Here is a 20984-nt window from a genome sequence, read left to right on the forward strand (position 1 = left end):
GAGCCTTTCAAAATATTTAAAGAGATTTAATTATGGTTAAACAAAAAACCATCCAAAGCGAAGTAACACTTAGTGGTGTAGGTTTACATACAGGTCAATTGGTGACAATGACTTTAAAACCTGCTCCAATCAATAATGGTTTTACTTTTGTACGTATGGATTTAGAGGGACATCCAATTATAGAAGCGGATGCTAATTATGTTGTAAATACACAACGTGGTACAAACCTTGAAAAAAAGGGAGTAAAAATACAAACAACAGAGCATGTATTAGCAGCTTTTGTAGGATGTGATTTAGATAATGTTATCATTGAGTTAAACGCATCTGAGCCTCCTATTATGGATGGGTCTTCTAAATACTTTGTTGAAGCAGTTGAAAAAGCAGGTATCGTAGAACAAGACGCTGAACGTGAGGAGTACATCGTGAAAGAAGTTATTTCTTTTGTAGATGAACAAACGGGAAGTGAAATAATCGTTATGCCTTCTGATAGTTACCAAGTGACTGCAATGGTTGATTTTGGTACTAAAGTATTAGGTACGCAGAACGCTACATTGAAATCAATGTCTGACTTTAAAGAAGAGATATCTGAAGCACGTACTTTTAGTTTCTTACACGAGCTAGAAGCATTACTTGCGAATGGATTGATTAAAGGAGGAGATTTAAATAACGCTATTGTTTATGTAGATAAGGATATATCTCCAGAAACAATGGAACACCTTAAAAAAGCATTTGGCAAAGAAGAGATTGCTGTTAAGCCAAATGGAGTTTTAGATAACTTAACATTACATTATCCTAATGAAGCTGCACGTCACAAATTACTTGATGTGATCGGAGATTTAGCTTTAATAGGAACAAGAATAAGAGGTAAAGTTATTGCAAATAAACCAGGACATTCAGTGAATACTAATTTTGCTAAGAAAATGTCTAAGATTATTCGCAATGAAAAGCGTAACCAAGTTCCATCTTATGATTTACATGCAGAACCATTAATGGATGTAAATAAAATTATGGCTTTATTACCTCACAGACCTCCATTCTTATTAGTAGATAAGATTTTAGAGATGTCTGATAAGCACGTAGTAGGACTTAAGAATGTAACGATGAATGAACCATTCTTCGTTGGACACTTCCCTGGTGCACCAGTTATGCCAGGAGTTCTTATCTGTGAAGCAATGGCTCAATCAGGAGGAATTCTTATCTTGAGTACTGTACCAGATCCAGAAAACTATCTTACTTATTTTATGAAAATGGATAATGTGAAGTTTAAAAACAAAGTACACCCTGGTGATACTTTAGTTTTTAAATTAGAGCTTATTACACCAATAAGAAGAGGGATATGTCATATGCAGGGATATGCGTATGCCAATGGAAAATTAGTAGCTGAGGCTGAATTAATGGCTCAGATTTCAAAAATAACAAATAACTAAGAATATGAATCAGCCTTTAGCATATGTACATCCTGGAGCTAAAATAGCTAGAAATGTTGTCATAGAACCTTTTACAACCATTCATAATAATGTTGAAATAGGGGAAGGAACATGGATAGGATCAAATGTTACTATCATGGAAGGAGCTCGCATCGGAAAGAATTGTAAGATTTTTCCTGGAGCAGTTATTTCAGCAGAACCACAAGATTTAAAATTCGAAGGAGAAGTTACAACAGTAGAGATAGGGGATAATACAACTATTAGAGAATGTGTAACAATCAATAGAGGAACAAAAGATAGATATAAAACTGTTATCGGTGATAACTGTTTAATTCAGGCGTATAGTCATATTGCACACGATTGTATCGTTGGTAATAACTGTATTTTTTCTAACTCTAGTACTTTAGCTGGACACGTTACTATAGGAGATTATGTTGTATTAGCAGGATTAGTTGCTGTACATCAATTCTGTACTATCGGATCACATTCATTTGTGACTGGAGGTACATTAGTACGTAAAGACGTTCCTCCTTATATTAAGGCAGCACGTGAACCTATTTCTTATGCTGGTATTAACTCAGTAGGATTGAGAAGAAGAGGATATTCTCCAGAAAAAATCAGAGAGATTCAAGAGATCTATCGTATTTTATATCAAAAGAACTATAATACAAGTCAAGCACTTGAAATTATAGAGGCAGATATGGAAGCAACTCCAGAAAGAGATGAAGTTTTAATGTTTATCCGTAATTCATCAAGAGGAATTATGAGAGGATATTCAGGAATATATTAGTAATACTAAATAAAATAAAAGAATGGCAACAACAGCTGATATTAGAAATGGTTTATGTATCCAATACAACAATGATATTTATAAAATTGTTGAGTTTTTACACGTTAAACCTGGAAAAGGGCCTGCATTTGTTAGAACTAAAATGAGAAGCGTTACTAATGGAAGAGTATTAGAGAATACTTTTTCTGCTGGTCACAAAATCGATACTGTAAGAGTAGAAACACATAAATTCCAATATTTATACCCAGAGGGAGATCAGTTCCACTTTATGAATGTTGAGACTTATGAGCAAATTACGCTTTTAAAAGACGTATTAGATGCTCCAGGCTTATTAAAAGAAGGAGAAACTGTAATGGTTCAAATTAATTCAGAGACTGAATTACCGTTAGCAGTAGATATGCCTGCTTCTGTAATTCTAGAAGTAACTTATACTGAGCCAGGAGTAAAAGGAAATACAGCTACAAATGCTACAAAACCTGCTACTGTTGAAACTGGTGCTATTGTCAATGTACCTTTATTCATCAACGAAGGTGATAAAATCAAGATTGATACATCAAACAGCGCTTATATGGAGCGTATCAAGGAGTAATCACTTTTTAGAAGAAGAGAGATGCGTTTTGCAAAAGTTCAAGATTTACAGACTATAGCAGAGATTATTGGATGTAAGTTTGTAGGTGATGCTAATTTTCCAGTTTATGGAATGAACGAAATTCACGTTGTACAAGAAGGTGAAATCGTTTTTGTGGATCATCCTAAATATTATGATAAAGCGTTAAACTCTAATGCGACAATCATTTTAATTAATAAAGATGTAGAGTGCCCAGAGGGTAAGGCTTTATTAATATCTGATGATCCGTTTAGAGATTTTAATAAATTATCTAAGTTCTTTAACCCGTTTAGACCAGCAACTGAGGTACAAGCTAAAGATGCTATTATCGGGGAAGGAACAATCATTCAACCTAATGTATTCATTGGTCATAATGTAGTGATTGGTAAAAATTGTGTTATTCACCCTAATGTAGTTTTATATGATGGAACTATTATAGGGAATAATGTAGTTATTCATGCTGGAGCTATACTAGGTGCTGATGCGTTCTACTATAAAAAGAGACCAGAAGGATTTGATCCATTAGTATCTTGTGGTAGAGTAGTTATCGAAGATAACGTAGGTATCGGTGCTGCATGTACTATAGATAGAGGTGTGACAGGAGATACTACTATTAAAGAGGGAGCTAAAATAGATAATCAAGTTCATATCGGACATGATACTGTGGTAGGTGTACGTTCTTTAATTGCGGCTCAATGTGGTATAGCTGGTTGTGTGGTCATAGAAGATGAAGTAACGCTATGGGGACAAGTAGGTACTACAAGTGGTATCACTATTGGAACTAAAGCTGTTGTTTTAGCTCAATCTGGAGTATCTAAATCGTTAGCTGGAGGTAAAGTTTATTTTGGGTATCCTGCAGAGGAATCAAGAGATAAATTAAAGCAATTAGCTAGTATTAAGAGAATACCAGAATTAGTAGAGAAAACTAAGCATTTATAGTATTTGACATTAGTGTCTGACATAAATCAGGTTTCTTGAGATTGAAAACAAAGAATGTTATTAATTAATCAATTAATCTTACTTATAAGGGGGTAAAAAGTTTTAATAGTAATTAGAATTGTTTATTTTTGTGTAAGTAAGTTTAAATAAATAAAAACAAGATCATGAGTGTTTTAGTAAATAAAGATTCAAAAATAATCGTTCAGGGGTTTACTGGAAGTGAAGGTACATTCCACGCTTCACAAATGATTGAGTACGGAACAAACGTAGTAGGTGGTGTAACTCCAGGAAAAGGGGGAACTACTCACTTAGATCGTCCAGTATTCAACACAGTTTCAGAAGCTGTAGAAAAAGCAGGTGCTGATACATCTATTATTTTCGTACCACCAGCATTTGCTGCTGACGCTATAATGGAAGCTGCTGATGCAGGTATCAAAGTTATTATTTGTATTACAGAAGGTATTCCAGTAGCTGAAATGATCAAAGCTTACGACTACATCAAAGGTAGAGATTGTAGATTAGTTGGACCTAACTGTCCAGGAGTAATCACTCCAGGTGAAGCTAAAGTTGGTATTATGCCAGGTTTCGTTTTCAAAAAAGGAACAGTTGGAATCGTTTCTAAATCAGGAACTTTAACTTATGAAGCTGCTGATCAAGTTGTAAAGCAAGGTTTAGGTATTACAACAGCTATCGGAATTGGTGGAGACCCAATCATTGGAACAACTACTAAAGAAGCTGTACAATTATTAATGGCTGATCCAGAAACTGAAGCAATCATTATGATTGGTGAGATTGGTGGTCAATTAGAAGCTGATGCTGCTCGTTGGATTAAAGAAAATGGTAATAAAAAACCAGTTATCGGATTCATCGCTGGAGAAACTGCTCCTAAAGGAAGAACAATGGGACACGCTGGTGCTATCGTAGGTGGAGCTGATGATACAGCTGCTGCTAAAAAACGTATCATGAGCGAGTGTGGAATCCATGTTGTTGATTCTCCTGCTGAGATCGGTAAAAAAGTAAAAGAAGTTTTAGGATAATTCTTATTTCTAAAAAGAAAATAAAAAAGGCCTACACATTACTATGTGTAGGCTTTTTTGATTAAAGTCCTTTTGTTATATTTTTCATATTTTGGACTAGTCATCTGATTTTTTAGAATATCGCTTTTATAAGAGATCTTCTGTTTAGTATATTTAGGTTTGATATCATAATTTATACTTAATTGAAGGTTAAAAATTAAGTGTGTTATTAATGAATAATTTATTAGCTTGTGTTTAATAATGGAAATTAACAGAATAAAAAAATAATCCATTTTAATGATAGGAGTATTTGTGCTAATAAAAATCTTATGTATATTGTAATGCACTTACAAAATAAGTAATAGTTATGTCTTTTTACTAGTAAGTATTGATTTAGAACCCTAACCAAACTATAACTATAGCAATTGAAAAATTGTTTTATTTCAAAAAGAGACTCTTTATTAAGAGTCTCTTTTTTTATTCTTTATCTAATAAGTATAAGTAAGCAGGAGGTAAGTGGTGTGACATTATATTTTCAGGTTTATGAAACTTGATTTGATATTCTGTATCCTTGAGTCCATCTAATATAATTGGGTTACTACATCTCGCATAGTTACTATTTAGAACATATTTAGGCTCTACTAATTCTGGTAATTGTTTTTGAATTAGGTTAAAGACAAAGGAACCTAGATATTTGTTATATTTCTTGACACTTTTTTCGGTAGGCTTTTTTATACCATTAAAAATACTAGTAGCAACCATTCTCTTAGGCCAAGTTACTTTTTTTAATGCTTTTTTTACCTCGTGATCTGCTAAAGGGCTAATTTCGTTAAAGTCTCTAAAAGTCTGTGTTGTTGGTGGAAGTTCAGGAACCCAGTCTTGGGTATTAATAACAGAGTAACTCCAACTTTTAGCTAGTTTCTCATATTGATAACTAAAGTAAAGATTTCCAGGTTTAGGAGGAGCAATTGCATAAGTCTTAAACTGTAAATCTTTAGGTAATTTTCCTTCTAGTTGTTGATTCATTAGATTAGCTGTTATTAGATAAGCTATAGCAGCACCTTGACTATGTCCAGAGATAATAAAATCTTTATGATTTTTCTGGACTAGACTATCTAACTTAGGTTTAATATCTTCCATTAAATATAGAGATGCTATAGTCCATCCTGCATGAACAGTTGCTCGTTCATCTTGAGATAGTTTGTAACTAACTTTTTTAGTATTATCTAATTGTATTTCTCCTGATGAAGGAATCATAGCTGCATAGTAATTAGCTAACCAACTGGCTCCCTTGTTTACAGATCCTCTAATAACTATTTCTACAGTATTTGTTTTATCATTGTGGTATAATGCCCACATATTGGTTAACCCCATTTCTGGTGATCTATACGTATTCTTATAACCAGTAAGATTATAAAGTGAATCTGTGGGGAAAGCTTTGTGTATATCAGTAGCTAGTTGTAAGCTATTGTATATTTCTTGTTTATCAGCTATAGGCTTTAAGTTTTGTGCAAAACTGATAGAAGTAGAACAAAGTAAAAGGAGATAAATTCTTTTTATCATAGAAAAGGACTTTACTAGTGTTATTTAGTTAAATATTTACACGATTCAAATCAAAGTTACACTTTTAAATTTTTGAATGCCGTTAAAAATGTATAAATTAGATGTAAACTTTAAAAAAAGAGATATGGCTAATTCATTTGTAAAAACTGTAAAAGATCGAATTAAGAACTGGTATATACCTGTAATCATTGGTATACTTTTTATAATAGGAGGAATATATATGTTTAGTACTCCTATTACAGCATATGCTTCACTAACTATTATCTTTAGTTGTATGTTTTTAATTGCTGGTATTTCAGAGATTATCTTTGCTTTTTCTAATCATGATCAACTTGATGGTTGGGGATGGTTGCTTTTTTCAGGAATTATAGATGTGGTATTAGGTGTTATTTTAATTGGAACGCCTACGTTATCGGCAGTAGTTCTTCCTATTTATGTTGGTTTTGGATTAATGTTTAGATCTATTAGAGGAATGGGAACAGCTTTTGACCTTAAAAACTACGGTGTAAAATCATGGACTAGCTTATTTGTTTTTGCTTTACTTGGGTTAGTATTTTCATTCTGTATGTTATGGAATCTTGAGTTTGGTGCATTTACCATTGTATATTGGACAGCATTCTCATTCATATTATTAGGAGTTTACAGTTTATTGTTTGGTTTCTTCTTGAGAAGGATAAAAAAATATTCAGGAAAGGTTGATCAAGAGCTGTTAGAGCAATATGAAAGGATTCAAGAAGAAGTTCGAAAGAGATTACACGATAAATAAGTATAATTATTTGATAAAGTTTATTGGGTGTTGTAAAAAATGCATATTTTGCAAGTAATAAATAAAAGAGATTATGAAAAAAATTGCAATGCTATTTGCCTTTGTAGCTACATCACTATTAGTTGGGTGTGAAGGGTCTACTGGACCACAAGGGCCTCCAGGACCAACTATGTATCCTTATGTAGAAGAAATTAAATTAAGTTTTACAAAAGACTTGACTAGTACTATTCAAGGACAACTTATTAAACATCCAAACGGATTTGTAGATGGTGACTTGGTGTTCGTGTTTATAGCTGATAGATTTAGTAATGATGGTAAGCCTCTTTTTTCACCTTTACCTACCAGATACTTTGTAGATGTAGATAAAGTAGAAAAAGAACTTGAATATAGTTATAATTATTCTCCATATGATACAGAAATCGTTGCAAGAGCTAATGCTCCTCTAGGTTTTTTTAATGGAGATGGAGATAAACATGAAGGCTTTATAAAGAATATGATTTTTAGAATAGTATACATTCCTGGAAGTACACCTGTAATAGGTACTAAGTCTGATAATAGTAAAGAAAGTGAGAAGACTAGTTTATCATACGAAGAAGTTGTACGCAAGTATAACTTAGAAGATGTAAAAGTAGTTAAGAAGTACTAGATAATAATATTTAAAAGGTAGAGGCGCTAAGTTTCTACCTTTTTTTGTTTCTATAGGTAAAAATATAAGGAGGGGAGTGCTCTTGAATATACTTTTTTAAAAAATATTACAAAAATATAGGGGGTGTGTGTTGTTTTTAATGACTTTTATTTAAATTTGTACTCATAAAACAGGGGGTGTCCCTTCAAAAACTATTAATTATGTCAACATTTCGTTTTCGAGCAATTGAAAAAGCAGCATCTAGAGAAGCTGTAAAGGTAGAAGAACTGGGTAGAAAATCATTGATCTTTGGTGATCACGTATTTAATGACAAGTCAATGCGACAATTTTTAACTCCAGAAGCTTATCAGGCTGTTAAGAATGCACAACTAGGAATTAAAATAGATCGTCGATTAGCTGAGTACATTGCATTGGGAATGAAAGAATGGGCGCTATCGAAAGGAGTAAGTCACTATACGCACTGGTTTCAACCACTGACAGGAACGACAGCAGAGAAGCATGATGCTTTCTTTGAGACGTCTTTTGATGGTGATCCTGTTGAAAAATTTAATGGTAGTCAATTAGTACAACAAGAGTCAGATGCATCAAGTTTTCCTAACGGAGGAATTAGAAATACATTTGAAGCAAGAGGGTACACAGCTTGGGATCCTACATCTCCTGCCTTTATCTTTGGTTCTACATTATGTATTCCTACTGTATTTATCTCTTATACTGGTGAGGCTTTAGATAATAAAACTCCTTTATTAAAAGCGCTTAATGCAATAGATGATGCTGCAACTGAAGTAGCTAAATTCTTTGATAAAAATGTAAAGAAAGTAACGACTACTTTAGGGTGGGAGCAAGAGTACTTTTTAGTAGATAGTGCTTTAGCTGCTTCTAGACCTGATATTCTTACTACAGGTAGAACATTATTAGGGCATACAGCTGCTAAAGGACAACAATTAGATGACCACTATTTCGGTTCTATTCCAACTAGAGTACTGAATTATATGCATGATTTAGAGAATCACTGTATCTTATTAGGTATTCCTGTTAAGACTAGACATAATGAAGTAGCTCCTAATCAGTTTGAATTAGCACCTATATTTGAAGAGGCTAACTTAGCAGTGGATCACAACTCTTTATTAATGGATGTAATGAAAAAGGTAGCTGAGAAGCATCACTTTAAAGTATTATTCCATGAGAAACCATTTAAAGGAGTTAATGGTTCTGGTAAACACAATAACTGGTCATTGGCTACTGATACTGGTGTGAACTTGTTGAGTCCTAGTAAAACACCTAAGAGCAACTTACAGTTCCTAACCTTCTTTATCAATACGATTAAAGCTGTAAACGATAATGAAGAGCTTTTAAGATCAGCTATTGCTTCTGCAAGTAATGATCACCGTCTTGGAGCGAATGAAGCACCACCGGCAATTATGTCTGTATTTATTGGACAACAATTGACTAAGGTTCTTAATGAATTGAAAGAGGTGACGGATGGTAAACTTTCTCCAGAAGAAAAAACAGACCTTAAGTTAAATGTAGTTGGAAAAATTCCAGATGTATTATTAGATAATACAGATAGAAATAGAACTTCTCCATTCGCTTTTACAGGTAATAAATGGGAATTTAGAGCAGTAGGATCTACAGCTAACTGTGCTGGACCTATGACTGTATTAAATACGATAGTAGCTAAACAGTTAAGAGACTTTAAAAATGAAGTGGATGCACTAGTAGAAAAAGACGGATTAAAAAGAGACGAGGCAATCTTCAATGTATTAAGAGAGTATATTAAAGATAGTGAAAGAATTCTTTTTGAAGGTGATGGATACGGTGATGAGTGGGAAAAAGAAGCTGTCAAAAGAGGATTGAGTAATAATAAAACTACTCCTTCTGCTTTAAGAATTAAGAAAGACCCTAAAGTGATTTCGATATTTGAAGAGATGGGAGTAATGACTAGTATAGAGATGCATGCTAGATATGAGATCGAGCTAGAAGAATATGTAAAACGTATTCAGATAGAAGGACGTGTATTAGGAGATATTGCAAGAAATCACGTGATCCCAACGGCTATCAAGTATCAAAACTTAGTAATTGATAATGTGAAAGGTCTTAAAGAAATATTCGGTGCTGAAGATTTCGGAACGATTGCAGCAGAACAATTACAAATGATTAAAAAGATATCTCATCATATAGAGCAAATTAATGCTAAGGTTACTGAGATGACGAATGAGCGTAAAAAAGCTAATCTAATAGAGGATGTTGAACAACAAGCTCATGCATACTGTGATGTTGTGAAACCTTATTTTGATATTATCCGTTACCACAGTGATAAATTAGAATTAATGGTAGATAATGAGCTTTGGACATTAACGAAGTACAGAGAATTGTTATTTACGAACTAAAAATAGTGATAAATTGAAAAAAAGACGACTTATGCTTCTTAGCTAAGTCGTCTTTTTGTTGGTATATATAAAGAGTTTTTAGGGTATTATGTATAGTATTACCGCTATTTGAGGATGGTGTTTATTGTATTTTTCGTGATTAAAGTATATTTTATTTATTTTGTTAATTAGTATGTAAAAATATATTACTTTAGAAAATTCTTAAGAATTACGAAATTGACAGTTGTTGTGAAAAAGTAGAGTAGGAATGCTCTATTTTGGAAGACATAATTGTGACACTATGGAACAAAATACATCAATAAAATTATCAGTACAGAAGTATAGTTACTTCAATTATACTTTTTGTATTCAGAAATATCACTTTATACAACGTATCCTAATAGATAATCTAGAAGAAAGTTATGAAGGGGTTAAAGTTCACATCTCATCGCAACTAGGTTTTTTTGAGGATAATGTTGTGCCTATTGAACGCTTAGAGTCTAATACGGCTTATACCATAACGAAGTTTGATTTTAAATATAATCTACATTTTATACGTAATGTAGTAGAGAAAGATATTGATACGGTTCAGATAGCTTTAAAGTTAGATGACGAAGTATTAGCAGAGACTTTCTTCCAAATAGAGGTATTACCTATAGACTACTTTGGGGGAGTGGAGCTTTTTCCACAATTATTAGCGTCGTATATCTTACCTAATCATGATGCTATTTACCCTATTAAGTCTAATGCTGTTAGAATATTAGAGAAGAATAAATTAGTTCCTTCCTTCGAAGGATATCAGTCAGGTAGTCGTGAACGCGTATTACAGATGGTATCCGCTATTTACCGATCTATACAAAGTATGGATTTAGTATATAGTGCATTGCCACCAAGTTATGAGCGTACAGGCCAGCGTATTCGATTATTAGATCAAGTGATAGAGACCAAGTTTGGTAACTGTATGGATATAACATTGCTCTTTGCAGCATGTTTAGAAGCGATAGACTTAAATCCTATTCTTATTTTGACACGAGGGCACATATTTGTTGGTGTTTGGTTAGTAGATGATAGATTTGATTCTATGGTTAATTATGATCAGACAGCGATTACTAAACGTGCAGCAACGAGTATCAGTGAACTTATCGTTATAGAATCTACCATGGTCTGTAAGGGGGCTACTTTTACACTTAAAGAAGCAATGGCATCTGCAGAAACTCAGCTGTTACAAGCTTCTGATTTTATCTTGTCTATTGACGTTAAGACTTCTCGCATCAATAATGTATTACCTTTACCAGTATATAGAAAGAGTAGTGGAGAGTTTATTGAGAACCACGATTTTGAAATTAGTAGAAAAAAAGATAGTATAGATAAGCGATTTGCTCAGTCTAATGCTTTTAGTGATTTAGAACTAGGAGAAGGAACTGTTTTATCTAAACAACGTATTTGGGAGAGGAAGCTATTAGATTTATCCCTTAGAAACAATCTTTTAAATACTCGATTTACTAAGAGTATTCTACAGTTAATCGATGTAAATGTAAGTGATTTAGAAGATTCTTTAGCGGAAGGTAAAGCGTATACTATACAAGGAAGTAGCCAGCAAGAGATATTAAATAAGTACAATCTATATTATCCACCATTACATTCATCAGAAGAGCTATTCGAAGTAGTAAATTCAGAGTTTAAGAATAATAGACTATATAGTTACTACAATGAGTATGACTTAGATAATATCTTAGTTAATCTATATCGAAATTCTAAATTAGCTGAAGAAGAAAATGGTAAGAGTACCCTATATCTAGGGATAGGATTGCTTAAGTGGTATGAACCCAAATCTGAGAAAACAGTAAGATATGCCCCTATATTATTAGTGCCTGTGGAGCTTAATAGGAGGTCTATTAACTCTAAGTTTGTACTAAGAGGGAGAGACGAGGAAACGATGATTAATATCACGTTGTTAGAGTATTTACGTCAAGAGTTTAAACTTGATATGACTGCCCTAGAAGATTTGCCGATGGATGATTTAGGTGTTGATGTACCTAAAGTTCTTGCTTTAGTTAGAAAGACGATAATAGATTTAAAAGGTTGGGATGTATTAGATCAGATTATCTTAGGGACTTTTTCGTTTAATAAATTGATTTTATGGCAAGATATTTCTAAGTATGCAGATGAGATTCAAAAGAGCTCTATTGTTAATAGTTTATTGAATGGTAGTCTGTCAGAATCAATAGAAGTACTCGATAGTAATGATGATGAGTTAGAGCAATTGACATCATCAGAATTGACATTACCTATCTCTACTGATAATTCTCAATTAGAAGCAGTTAGAAATGCACATGCTAATAAAAGTTTTGTTTTACACGGGCCTCCAGGTACTGGTAAGTCTCAGACGATCACTAATATCATTGCAGATGCATTAGCAAATGGTAAAAAGGTCTTATTTGTAGCTGCTAAAAAAGCTGCACTAGATGTAGTACACCATCGATTAGAAAAGATAGGACTAGGACCATTCTGTTTGGAATTGCATTCTAATAAAACACGTAAATCTGATGTATTAGCGCAGTTCGAAGCTACATTAGAAGTGCCAAAATATAAGGGTAACTATGACTTCAAGGAAGCTTCCAATAGGATAGATCAACGCAAAGCAGAGTTGAGAAAGTATATAACTCAGCTACATCAACGTTTTAGTATTGGATGGAGTTTATATGATACCATAGCCTATTTAGAGCTTAACCATGTGGCTGTTAATAGCGATTTACTTGTAGATATTGATTTAAATGAGATTACACAGTCTACTTATACAAGTTGGAAGGATTGGATAGTACAATTTGCCTCTATATGTCAGCGCATAGAGAGCCCTTTGTCACATCCTTTGCGTTCTTTAACGATAAAAGAACATAAATACGATATCCAGAGTACAGTTAAGACTGTACTGTCTGATTATAAATATACAGCTCGTGAATATGAGCAAATCAGTGCAGAGTTTAACTTTAAACTTTTGTCTGATAAAAGAATTGATGCTAATAGTTTACAGACGATGTTTGAATTATTAGCTAAGAGCAATTTATCTTATGAATTAATTGACTTATACTTTGATGCTAATCAATTCTCTCTGTTACACAAGTGGATGGAGTTACATCAGAAGTGTATACGCATAGAGGATTCAATTACTCAACAATTTAATAAGAAAATACTTGAAGTAGATCTATCACTTCAAGAACAAGAGTGGAATAAATCTAAACATCTTTGGTTCTTGCCTAAATGGCTTAAGCAGAGAAAAGTAAAGTCTTTCTTAAATGGATATTCTAAAGCAAAGATTAAATCGGAGCATGATGTTAATCTTCTGTTTAATCAATTAGATGACTTCAAGAGGTTAAAACTAAGCTGTGAGGACTCTAATTACAGGGATATTAATAGACTGTCTAAAATCTACTATACTAATGATAGATTAGACTTTGAAGCTATTTATACAGAAATAGAGAACCTAAGTGGACTTTCTAAACTGGCTCAACAGCATGGTTATTATGGAATAGATAAATGGTTATTAGATTTTTATAGAAACCAAAATGTAAGAAGAGGAATCTCCGAGATTACGACATTCTTAAAGACATTTATGGTAAAATACCACGATGTTCAGGCATTCTCTTCGACAGCACCTTTAAGTGATGAAGTTGACGGTATCTTAGCTAACCTTGATAAGTTAAGTGATTGGATTAACTATAATGTCTATAGAGAAGAGGGAACTAAGCTTGAACTAGATTGGTTTATTGACTTATTAGAACAAGGTAGAATAGAAAAGGACAATCTAGAAGTAGAGCTAGAGCGAATATTGCACATCAATTTATTTATTAAAACAGTAAGTAACTCTTTTGCACTTAGTGGTTTTGACGCTAAGATATATGAGACTCTAATCAAACAGTATCACGATATTCACAATGAGTATACCGAATTAAATAAGAGTCAATTAGTATTAAAATTAAGTAGTCGTATTCCGAGATCATTCTTTGACTCTATTCAGAGTTCAGAATTAGGAATGCTAAAACGTGCTATTCGCAGTAGAGGACGAGGGTTGAGTTTGAGAAAACTATTCGATCAGATGCCTAATTTACTTTCTCGCTTAAAGCCGTGTATGCTGATGAGTCCTATTTCGGTAGCACAGTACTTTGATGTTAGTACAGAGCATTTCGACTTGGTTATTTTTGATGAGGCTTCTCAGTTACCTACAGCCGAGGCTATTAGTGCCTTAGCTAGAGCTAAGCAGGCTATTATCGTAGGAGATCCTAAGCAGATGCCTCCGACTAGTTTCTTTGCTTCTAATAAGGTAGATGAAGATAATTTAGAATTAGAAGATTTAGAAAGTATTCTAGATGATTGTTTGGCTCTGTCATTACCGTCTAAGTATTTGTTAAGACATTATAGAAGTAAGCACGAGAGTTTGATATCGTTTAGTAATGCTAATTTCTATGACAATAAGTTATTGACTTTCCCGTCTAAGGATGACTTGGATAAGAAAGTAACTTTTGAATTTATAGAAGGGGGGATGTATGAGAAAGGAAAGTCTCGTACAAATAAAAAAGAAGCTATAGCTATCGTTGAATATATAAAACAGCACTATAGTCAAATAAAACCTAAGTCTCTAGGTGTAGTGACTTTTAGTCAAACTCAACAGACCTTGATAGAAGATATGTTGTCAGATATGCTGATCAAGAACCCTGCTGTAGAGGAGAAAATGCTAGGAGCTTCAGAATCGCTTTTTATCAAAAACTTAGAGAATGTACAAGGAGATGAGCGTGATATTATATTGTTTTCTATAGGGTATGGCCCTGATGAAGAAGGCAAGGTATCAATGAATTTCGGACCGTTAAACAGAGATGGAGGATGGAGACGTCTTAATGTAGCTGTGACTAGAGCGAGGTATGAGATGAAGATATTCTCTTCGCTTAAAGGGGATCAGATAGACCTTAGACGTACTAATGCAGAAGGAGTGAAGGGATTGAAGAATTTCTTAGACTTTGCAGAAAAAGGATATGTAAATATTGCTGAGAGTGAATCTGTTAAACAAAGTGATAAATTGATTCAATCCATTGCTACTTATCTTAAAGAGAATGGATTTGATGTTAAAACGAATATTGGAACGTCAAGTTATCGATTAGATATAGGTGTCGTTGATAAGAATAATCCGAATGAGTATGTAATGGGAATCCTAGTAGATGGATTAAATTACTACAACGCAAAAACAACCAATGATAGAGAATTATTAATTCCTGGTGTATTAAAAGGACTTGGATGGAATATATACCGCATATGGACGATTGATTGGTTTAAGAATAAGGAGTTAATTCTACAAGATTTACAAGCTAAGATAGATGAGACCTATCAGAAGGCTGAAGAAGTGGAGATGGAGACAGGATCAAGTGATTTTATTAGCAAACATTTAATCGAAGTGACTGATAAGGCGGCTGTATCTAGACAAAGGCCTTATGAATCTGCTAACTTTAATGCTATAGCGGATGGTAACTCTGAGACAATATACCTTCAAAACAATAGAAATCTAGTACAGAATCAATTGTATCAAATTATTCAGACGGAAGGACCTATTAGTCAGAACTACTTGTTAAAAAAAATGATGACTATATGGAATATTTCTCGTACTGGTACGAAGTTGCAGGCATATTTAGTCGAATTGATTAATGAGATTCCTAATTGTACTAGTGTGCTCTCTTATCAAGAGTTTTATTGGAATGAAGATCTTTATAAAAGAGGGTTGACTCATTATAGAGAAAATACTATAGAAAAGAGAAATATAGAAGACATCTGTCCTGAGGAGATAGAGGTAGCGATAATAGAGTTACTAGAAACTAACTTTAGTGTGCCACATGAAGATTTAACTAAAGCTATCGGAAGAGTTTTTGATTTTACTAAATTAGGAAGTCAGATGGATCAAGTGATTCAACATGTGATTCAGAAGATGATGGTAGAGGACAAAATTATTAATCAATTTGGCAAAATAATATTAAAAGAATAATCACATGATAGAGAGAGTTTATAGGATATGCCTTGATAGTTCTTATAAATTCTCCTATTTTTACGTAATCAATTAAATTAGGAAGAAGATGAAGACATTAGAAGTAGGGCAAAAAGCTCCAGTGTTTAAAGCATTAGACCAATCAGGAAAAGTACATCAGTTAAGTGATTATAAAGGAAAGAAATTAGTAGTATTCTTCTACCCAAAAGCAAGTACACCAGGATGTACTTGGGAAGCTTGTAACTTGCGTGACAATTACGCAGAGTTAAAAGCAAAGGGATTTGAATTACTAGGTGTTAGTGCTGACTCAGCTGCTAAACAACAGAAATTTATTGAAAAGAATAACTTGCCATTTCCATTACTGGCTGATGAAGAGAAAGAAGTATTAAATGCTTTCGGTGTATGGGGACCTAAGAAATTTATGGGACGTACGTATGACGGTATTCATAGAATGACGTTTGTGATTAATGAAGAAGGAGTTATATCTGATGTGATTAGTAAAGTAAAGACTAAAGACCACGCTGCTCAGATTTTAGAGACAGTATAAATTTCTAAAAAATAATTATAAAAAAGACAGTATCTAATTGGTTAGATACTGTCTTTTTTTCGTTTGCGACTTAGAATACCATGTGATAGTATCTCCCTTTTTTCAGCTAATCTATGAGCAATCTAGGGTGTATTCTAAGGTGAAGTAATACAACTTTCAATAAATTGTATTACGTTTGAGAAAATAAAAAGAAGCATGAAAGAAAAGATTGATAAGGGAGATTTATACCTTCTAAAAGAGCATAGCTCACTCTCTGATTCTCAGTTAGGAGAATTGTTAGAACAGAAGAGTTATGCTAATATTACAGATTGGCAGAAGTTTGTCAAGTATTTGACACTAGCCTTAGGAGCAGGGTTTTTACTGTCAGGTATAGTATTTTTCTTTGCATACAATTGGGCAGACCTACATAAAAACATCAAGTTTTTACTTGTATTCACTCTTTTAACTATCAGTGTTATAGGAGCTGTGTACCCTAAATTGAATGCTGTTGTAAAACAGGTTAGTTTGTTAAGTGCGAGTATATTAGTTGGGGTGTTATTAGCTGTATATGGTCAAGTGTATCAGACAGGAGCTAATGCTTACGATCTCTTCTTTATGTGGGTATTAGCTATTACACTATGGACAGTATTGAGCAGATTCTCTCCTCAGTGGTTATTTTATGCTGTACTAGCTAACACAGCTTTGATTCTTTATTTCTTACAAGTAACGAGTGATGATCTATTGTTCTATAGTGGATTATTTCTTTTACTATTGAATGTAGTATTATATTTAACACCTATATATTTAGCCAAAAAAACGAATTATAAATTGGATAGATATTATACGGGACTACTTTCTTTAGCCTGTTTTTCAGTTGCAACTAGTGGTATTATTACTTTTATTTTTGTAAGTACAGACCGCTATATTAAAGCTGATTTAAGAGGGTTATATATGCTAGTAATAGCTTCTATCGCTTGGTTTATTGGAAGCTTCTTATGGAGTAGAAAAGCTAAGGATTTATTGTTGTATAGTTATTTTTTACTTTCTGTATTTGCTATTGTATTTGCTTTAATTATCAAGATTGCTGATATCAATGAGGCTTCGTTATTATTATATGCATTATACTGTATAGGAGGAACTTTTGGAATTGTGAAGTTGATTATAAACCAGAAAAAAGTGTGGAGCAATGAACAGTAATCAATTTAAAGATATAGTTACTTCTTTAATCCAAAAAGGAGTAGAAGTAGAGCAAGATGCCCTACAAGTGGCACAAAGCAAATTAGCGCTTAAGTCAATTATAATTAGAGTAATATCAGTAATAGGAAGTCTTATAGGTTTAGGACTATTTATGGGGTTTATTGCTTTGATATCGAGTGATTTGTTTTCTAATAATACCTTTTTAAGTATTATGGGATTACTGTTTTTAGTAGGCTCATTTGCATTGAATAGAAGTAAAGACAGCGCTGTAACAGATAGTATTGCTGTTTCTTTATTTATTATAGGATATGCTTTTTTAGTCTTTGGACTAGCAGAAGCTACAGATTTAGCAGGTCTGATTATGTTAATTACTGGCGGAATCACATTGCTACTTTATAATAATCAGATTATAGCATTTTTGAGTAGCTTATGTGTATTAGTCTCTATTCACGTAATATTATTTCAATTAGAAATAGAAACTTTCTATCATATTTATTTAGCTATTGTACTATTGTTCACTGTTTATTTATTTTGGCAAGAACAAGGATTAAGAACAATAAATAAACTGATAAGAGATAGATATTTAGCTGTTTTTACTGCTTCTTTTTGCTATACACTTGTAATGGGGATTATTGCTTCTACTATGAAGTATGGTTATTATTATTTTAGTGAATATAGAGGAGTTCACCTTTTTTTAGTTATTACCATATTAGCCCTAGTAGTAGCAACGGTTTATTTAGTACTAAATAAAATGAAAGTAACTCAAGTCAGCATTAAAGTGATGGCTTATGGCTTAGTCCTTATCTTTAATGTACTAGTAGCATTTAATTATCCAGCATTTGGTATTGCATTTTTATTGATGCTTTGGAGCTTTAAAAGGCAATATAAAGTAGGTTTTGCTTTAAGTATTGCAACTCTAATTTGGGCAATGGGCATGTTTTATTATGACTTAGGCATCTCTTTATTAGAGAAATCTCTATCTATGATGGGCATAGGAGTGTTATTCTTAGGTATCTATTATTTAATTCAAAAAGGTGAGGGACAGACAAATGAAAAATAAGAAGAACATAATTATCCTAGTTGTATTTGTACTTATTGGTATCTTCTTTGTAAAAGCAGTATTACAAAAGGAAAAGACAATAAAAGAGGGGCAATTCGTATTGCTAGAATTAGCTCCTGTAGATCCTAGATCCTTAATGCAAGGAGATTATATGAGTCTTAACTATGCGATATCAACTAGAACAAGTACTTTTGATCAAAGTATTCTAGATTCAATAACACCTGTTAGTGAAAATGAGATTCTTACAACTACAGAAGAAGAACTATCAGCTAGAGCTGTGAACGATATTGAGGAGGCTGTAGAAAAGAGCAAATTGAATAAGCGTGGATATGTCTTACTGTCTTTAGATAAGGATAATGTAGGGAGTCTGGTGAAGATGATCAATGAAATGGGAGAGAAGAAAGCTAATCAAGTTTACATCAAATACTTTAACTATGAAGGCTGGAGATTTAATATTGGGGCAGAGAGTTTCTTCTTTCAAGAGGGGGATGCAGAGAAGTATGAACAAGCTAAATATGGTGGACTACGCGTAGATGAAGACGGGAATAGCGTTTTGGTAGGGATGTACGATAAAGACCGCAAATTAATTGGGAATTAGGAATTTAAAATTAAGAATTATTTGCCTACGGCATTTAGTATAAACAAACAGGAAGTTTATCCTGATGATAACCTCCCTGTTTGTTTTACCTATTTCGCTTCGAAAGTTAGCGTATGTGTTTCTTCTGAAATTTCTTCTAAATAATTGTAATTACTACTGATGGTAATCTCTGTAAAACCAACAGATCTTAAGGCTAGTTCAAATTCTTTTACTCCCCAGAAGCGAAGAGAGAACAGATCTATCTCAGAGTTAACTAACCCTTTCTCATTATCCCAATGCTCATATCTCAATTGGGATATAGTAGTCTGCTTAAGATAAGATGTTTCTACTCTAGATTCTGTCAGTGTAAGCATTCCATTATCTACATTCCACTGTCTAGCTAGCATAGGAGCTTCTGCTAATGCAGATAAAGGAGATAAGTCTATTATTAATCGGCCACCTTCTTTTAGAGCTGATTTAAAGCGTCTTAATACCTCAATAGCTTCATCAGTATCCGTTATAAGCTGAAATGACCCTGCAGGGATTATAATTGCTTCATAAGAGGTAGTAGAGGTGAAGGTATTAAACATTTCTTGTCTAAAGATACCATTGAGACCTCTTTGTTTACATTCTTGCTCACAGTAAGAAAGCATTGCTGCAGAAGCGTCAAACCCTTCTATTTTTAATCCTTTTTCTAATAGAGGGATTAGTATTCTTCCATTTCCAGATGCAGGTTCTAGGATTACTCCTTCTGTGTTTTTTAATCTTTCACTATAGTATTCTACATCTCCAAAGGATCTTCCAATAGGTTTATCGATATGATACACCCATGAAGCTAGTGATCCATATCTATTTGTTAATTCTTTATTACTCATATTTTTTGATTATAGGACTGTAAACATAGAATAAAAAAAACTTTTAATCTGATTTTGATTAAAGAAAAGACAGTTTTGTTCTGACCTGCTAGAGGATTGCTTGAGGGGTTCTTGCACCTTTCTTCGAGAAAACCACCTTCTAGGCAAGCAAAGTGCTAGAAAACTGTAAGGAATCCCCTAGAAAGTGCAAGCTACGTACAGGTACTTACATCATTCTAAAACAACATTATTATACAATTAGGTATAAGACCTTTTTAGTCAAACAGCCTTTTTTAATAAAAATATCGTTCAAATAATTGTTTAAAACTAAAAGTAGATATACATTTGCATCAGTATTAACGAATAATAGTCTAAATGTACACAACTAAGTAAAGATTGGTTATATATAACCAATAGATAAAAGGACAAACTTCAGTCCGACGAGTGGTTATCATCTTTATAAATTGACAACAGTCTTGTGTTGTCATAATACTTAGTATCGTGTAAATACATATTTTTTGACCGTGAGGAGTGGTGTACGGGCCACGTATGGATTATTCACAGCAGTAAACCAAGAATCAGCCTCAGCCAAATACTATAAAGCAGTTCTACTTCATAGCTCTTTCAT

The 20984-nt window shown here is 33.2% G+C and carries 15 protein-coding genes; 13 read left to right on the forward strand and 2 right to left on the reverse strand.

Translation table 11 applies throughout. The annotated features are described in order from the left end of the window. Positions 1 to 32 precede the first annotated feature (32 nt). From RT228_RS06865 to sucD, 5 genes are all read left to right on the forward strand, one after another. A complete protein-coding gene (locus RT228_RS06865) occupies positions 33 to 1427 on the forward strand; it encodes a bifunctional UDP-3-O-[3-hydroxymyristoyl] N-acetylglucosamine deacetylase/3-hydroxyacyl-ACP dehydratase (RefSeq protein ID WP_006258922.1) in 1395 nt (464 codons plus the stop codon). A 4-nt stretch (positions 1428 to 1431) separates the two neighbouring features. Further along, positions 1432 to 2217 carry an acyl-ACP--UDP-N-acetylglucosamine O-acyltransferase gene (gene lpxA / locus RT228_RS06870; RefSeq protein WP_006258921.1) on the forward strand — a complete coding sequence of 262 codons (786 nt, stop codon included), beginning with the start codon at positions 1432 to 1434 and terminating at the stop codon, positions 2215 to 2217. A gap of 22 nt (positions 2218 to 2239) precedes the next feature. Then, positions 2240 to 2806 (forward strand): elongation factor P, encoded by a 567-nt coding sequence (efp, locus tag RT228_RS06875; RefSeq protein ID WP_006258920.1) that lies wholly within the window; start codon positions 2240 to 2242, stop codon positions 2804 to 2806. Between the two features lie 21 nt (positions 2807 to 2827). Next, positions 2828 to 3763, forward strand: a complete 936-nt coding sequence (locus RT228_RS06880; RefSeq protein ID WP_313138536.1) for a UDP-3-O-(3-hydroxymyristoyl)glucosamine N-acyltransferase — start codon at positions 2828 to 2830, stop codon at positions 3761 to 3763. 164 nt (positions 3764 to 3927) lie between these two features. After that, the gene (gene sucD / locus RT228_RS06885; RefSeq protein WP_006258918.1) at positions 3928 to 4800 is read left to right on the forward strand and encodes a succinate--CoA ligase subunit alpha; all 873 of its coding nucleotides are present in this window, start codon (positions 3928 to 3930) and stop codon (positions 4798 to 4800) included. 456 nt (positions 4801 to 5256) lie between these two features. Here sucD and RT228_RS06890 read toward each other — a convergent pair whose 3' ends face one another. Further along, positions 5257 to 6342: a lipase family protein gene (locus tag RT228_RS06890; protein WP_006258917.1), complete on the reverse strand. Its 1086-nt coding sequence runs from the start codon at positions 6340 to 6342 to the stop codon at positions 5257 to 5259. Between the two features lie 124 nt (positions 6343 to 6466). Here RT228_RS06890 and RT228_RS06895 point away from each other — a divergent pair, with 124 nt between their 5' ends. The 8 genes from RT228_RS06895 (at position 6467) to RT228_RS06930 (ending at position 19523) form a co-directional block, all read left to right on the forward strand. Then, entirely contained in the window at positions 6467 to 7108 is a 642-nt protein-coding gene (locus RT228_RS06895) for an HdeD family acid-resistance protein (RefSeq protein WP_225581548.1), read from the forward strand. Between the two features lie 73 nt (positions 7109 to 7181). Then, positions 7182 to 7754, forward strand: coding sequence for a hypothetical protein (locus RT228_RS06900; protein ID WP_006263536.1), 573 nt, complete (start codon positions 7182 to 7184; stop codon positions 7752 to 7754). 200 nt (positions 7755 to 7954) lie between these two features. Next, on the forward strand, positions 7955 to 10141 hold the full coding sequence (locus RT228_RS06905; protein WP_006258914.1) for a glutamine synthetase III: 2187 nt from the start codon (positions 7955 to 7957) through the stop codon (positions 10139 to 10141). Positions 10142 to 10421: 280 nt separating this feature from the next. Next, positions 10422 to 16142, forward strand: coding sequence for a DUF3320 domain-containing protein (locus RT228_RS06910; RefSeq protein WP_286398803.1), 5721 nt, complete (start codon positions 10422 to 10424; stop codon positions 16140 to 16142). Positions 16143 to 16230: 88 nt separating this feature from the next. Beyond that, complete coding sequence (bcp, locus tag RT228_RS06915; protein ID WP_006258912.1) at positions 16231 to 16689, forward strand: thioredoxin-dependent thiol peroxidase; 459 nt, start codon at positions 16231 to 16233, stop codon at positions 16687 to 16689. A gap of 195 nt (positions 16690 to 16884) precedes the next feature. Further along, the gene (locus RT228_RS06920; protein WP_006258911.1) at positions 16885 to 17865 is read left to right on the forward strand and encodes a DUF2157 domain-containing protein; all 981 of its coding nucleotides are present in this window, start codon (positions 16885 to 16887) and stop codon (positions 17863 to 17865) included. Further along, the gene (locus RT228_RS06925; protein WP_006258910.1) at positions 17855 to 18925 is read left to right on the forward strand and encodes a DUF4401 domain-containing protein; all 1071 of its coding nucleotides are present in this window, start codon (positions 17855 to 17857) and stop codon (positions 18923 to 18925) included. Before RT228_RS06920 ends, RT228_RS06925 begins: the two co-directional genes overlap by 11 nt. Next, entirely contained in the window at positions 18915 to 19523 is a 609-nt protein-coding gene (locus RT228_RS06930; RefSeq protein ID WP_006258909.1) for a GDYXXLXY domain-containing protein, read from the forward strand. The genes RT228_RS06925 and RT228_RS06930 overlap by 11 nt, the downstream gene beginning before the upstream one ends. 89 nt (positions 19524 to 19612) lie before the next feature. On the opposite strand, the gene RT228_RS06935 is transcribed toward RT228_RS06930, so the two are convergent. Further along, positions 19613 to 20377 (reverse strand): class I SAM-dependent methyltransferase, encoded by a 765-nt coding sequence (locus RT228_RS06935; protein WP_006258908.1) that lies wholly within the window; start codon positions 20375 to 20377, stop codon positions 19613 to 19615. Between the last annotated feature and the right edge of the window lie 607 nt (positions 20378 to 20984).

The sequence above is a fragment of the Myroides sp. genome (assembly GCF_032073645.1).
In the GTDB taxonomy this organism is placed as follows: domain Bacteria; phylum Bacteroidota; class Bacteroidia; order Flavobacteriales; family Flavobacteriaceae; genus Flavobacterium; species Flavobacterium odoratimimum.

Excerpts from the sequence above, each read along its gene's own strand:
- RT228_RS06895 (WP_225581548.1), top strand. The coding sequence starts at position 6,467 with ATGGCTAATTCATTTGTAAAAACTGTAAAAGATCGAATTAAGAACTGG.
- efp (WP_006258920.1), top strand. The coding sequence starts at position 2,240 with ATGGCAACAACAGCTGATATTAGAAATGGTTTATGTATCCAATACAAC.
- RT228_RS06910 (WP_286398803.1), top strand. The coding sequence starts at position 10,422 with ATGGAACAAAATACATCAATAAAATTATCAGTACAGAAGTATAGTTAC.
- RT228_RS06880 (WP_313138536.1), top strand. The coding sequence starts at position 2,828 with ATGCGTTTTGCAAAAGTTCAAGATTTACAGACTATAGCAGAGATTATT.
- bcp (WP_006258912.1), top strand. The coding sequence starts at position 16,231 with ATGAAGACATTAGAAGTAGGGCAAAAAGCTCCAGTGTTTAAAGCATTA.
- RT228_RS06890 (WP_006258917.1), bottom strand. The coding sequence starts at position 6,342 with ATGATAAAAAGAATTTATCTCCTTTTACTTTGTTCTACTTCTATCAGT.
- RT228_RS06935 (WP_006258908.1), bottom strand. The coding sequence starts at position 20,377 with ATGAGTAATAAAGAATTAACAAATAGATATGGATCACTAGCTTCATGG.
- RT228_RS06900 (WP_006263536.1), top strand. The coding sequence starts at position 7,182 with ATGAAAAAAATTGCAATGCTATTTGCCTTTGTAGCTACATCACTATTA.
- lpxA (WP_006258921.1), top strand. The coding sequence starts at position 1,432 with ATGAATCAGCCTTTAGCATATGTACATCCTGGAGCTAAAATAGCTAGA.
- RT228_RS06905 (WP_006258914.1), top strand. The coding sequence starts at position 7,955 with ATGTCAACATTTCGTTTTCGAGCAATTGAAAAAGCAGCATCTAGAGAA.
- RT228_RS06865 (WP_006258922.1), top strand. The coding sequence starts at position 33 with ATGGTTAAACAAAAAACCATCCAAAGCGAAGTAACACTTAGTGGTGTA.
- sucD (WP_006258918.1), top strand. The coding sequence starts at position 3,928 with ATGAGTGTTTTAGTAAATAAAGATTCAAAAATAATCGTTCAGGGGTTT.
- RT228_RS06920 (WP_006258911.1), top strand. The coding sequence starts at position 16,885 with ATGAAAGAAAAGATTGATAAGGGAGATTTATACCTTCTAAAAGAGCAT.
- RT228_RS06925 (WP_006258910.1), top strand. The coding sequence starts at position 17,855 with ATGAACAGTAATCAATTTAAAGATATAGTTACTTCTTTAATCCAAAAA.
- RT228_RS06930 (WP_006258909.1), top strand. The coding sequence starts at position 18,915 with ATGAAAAATAAGAAGAACATAATTATCCTAGTTGTATTTGTACTTATT.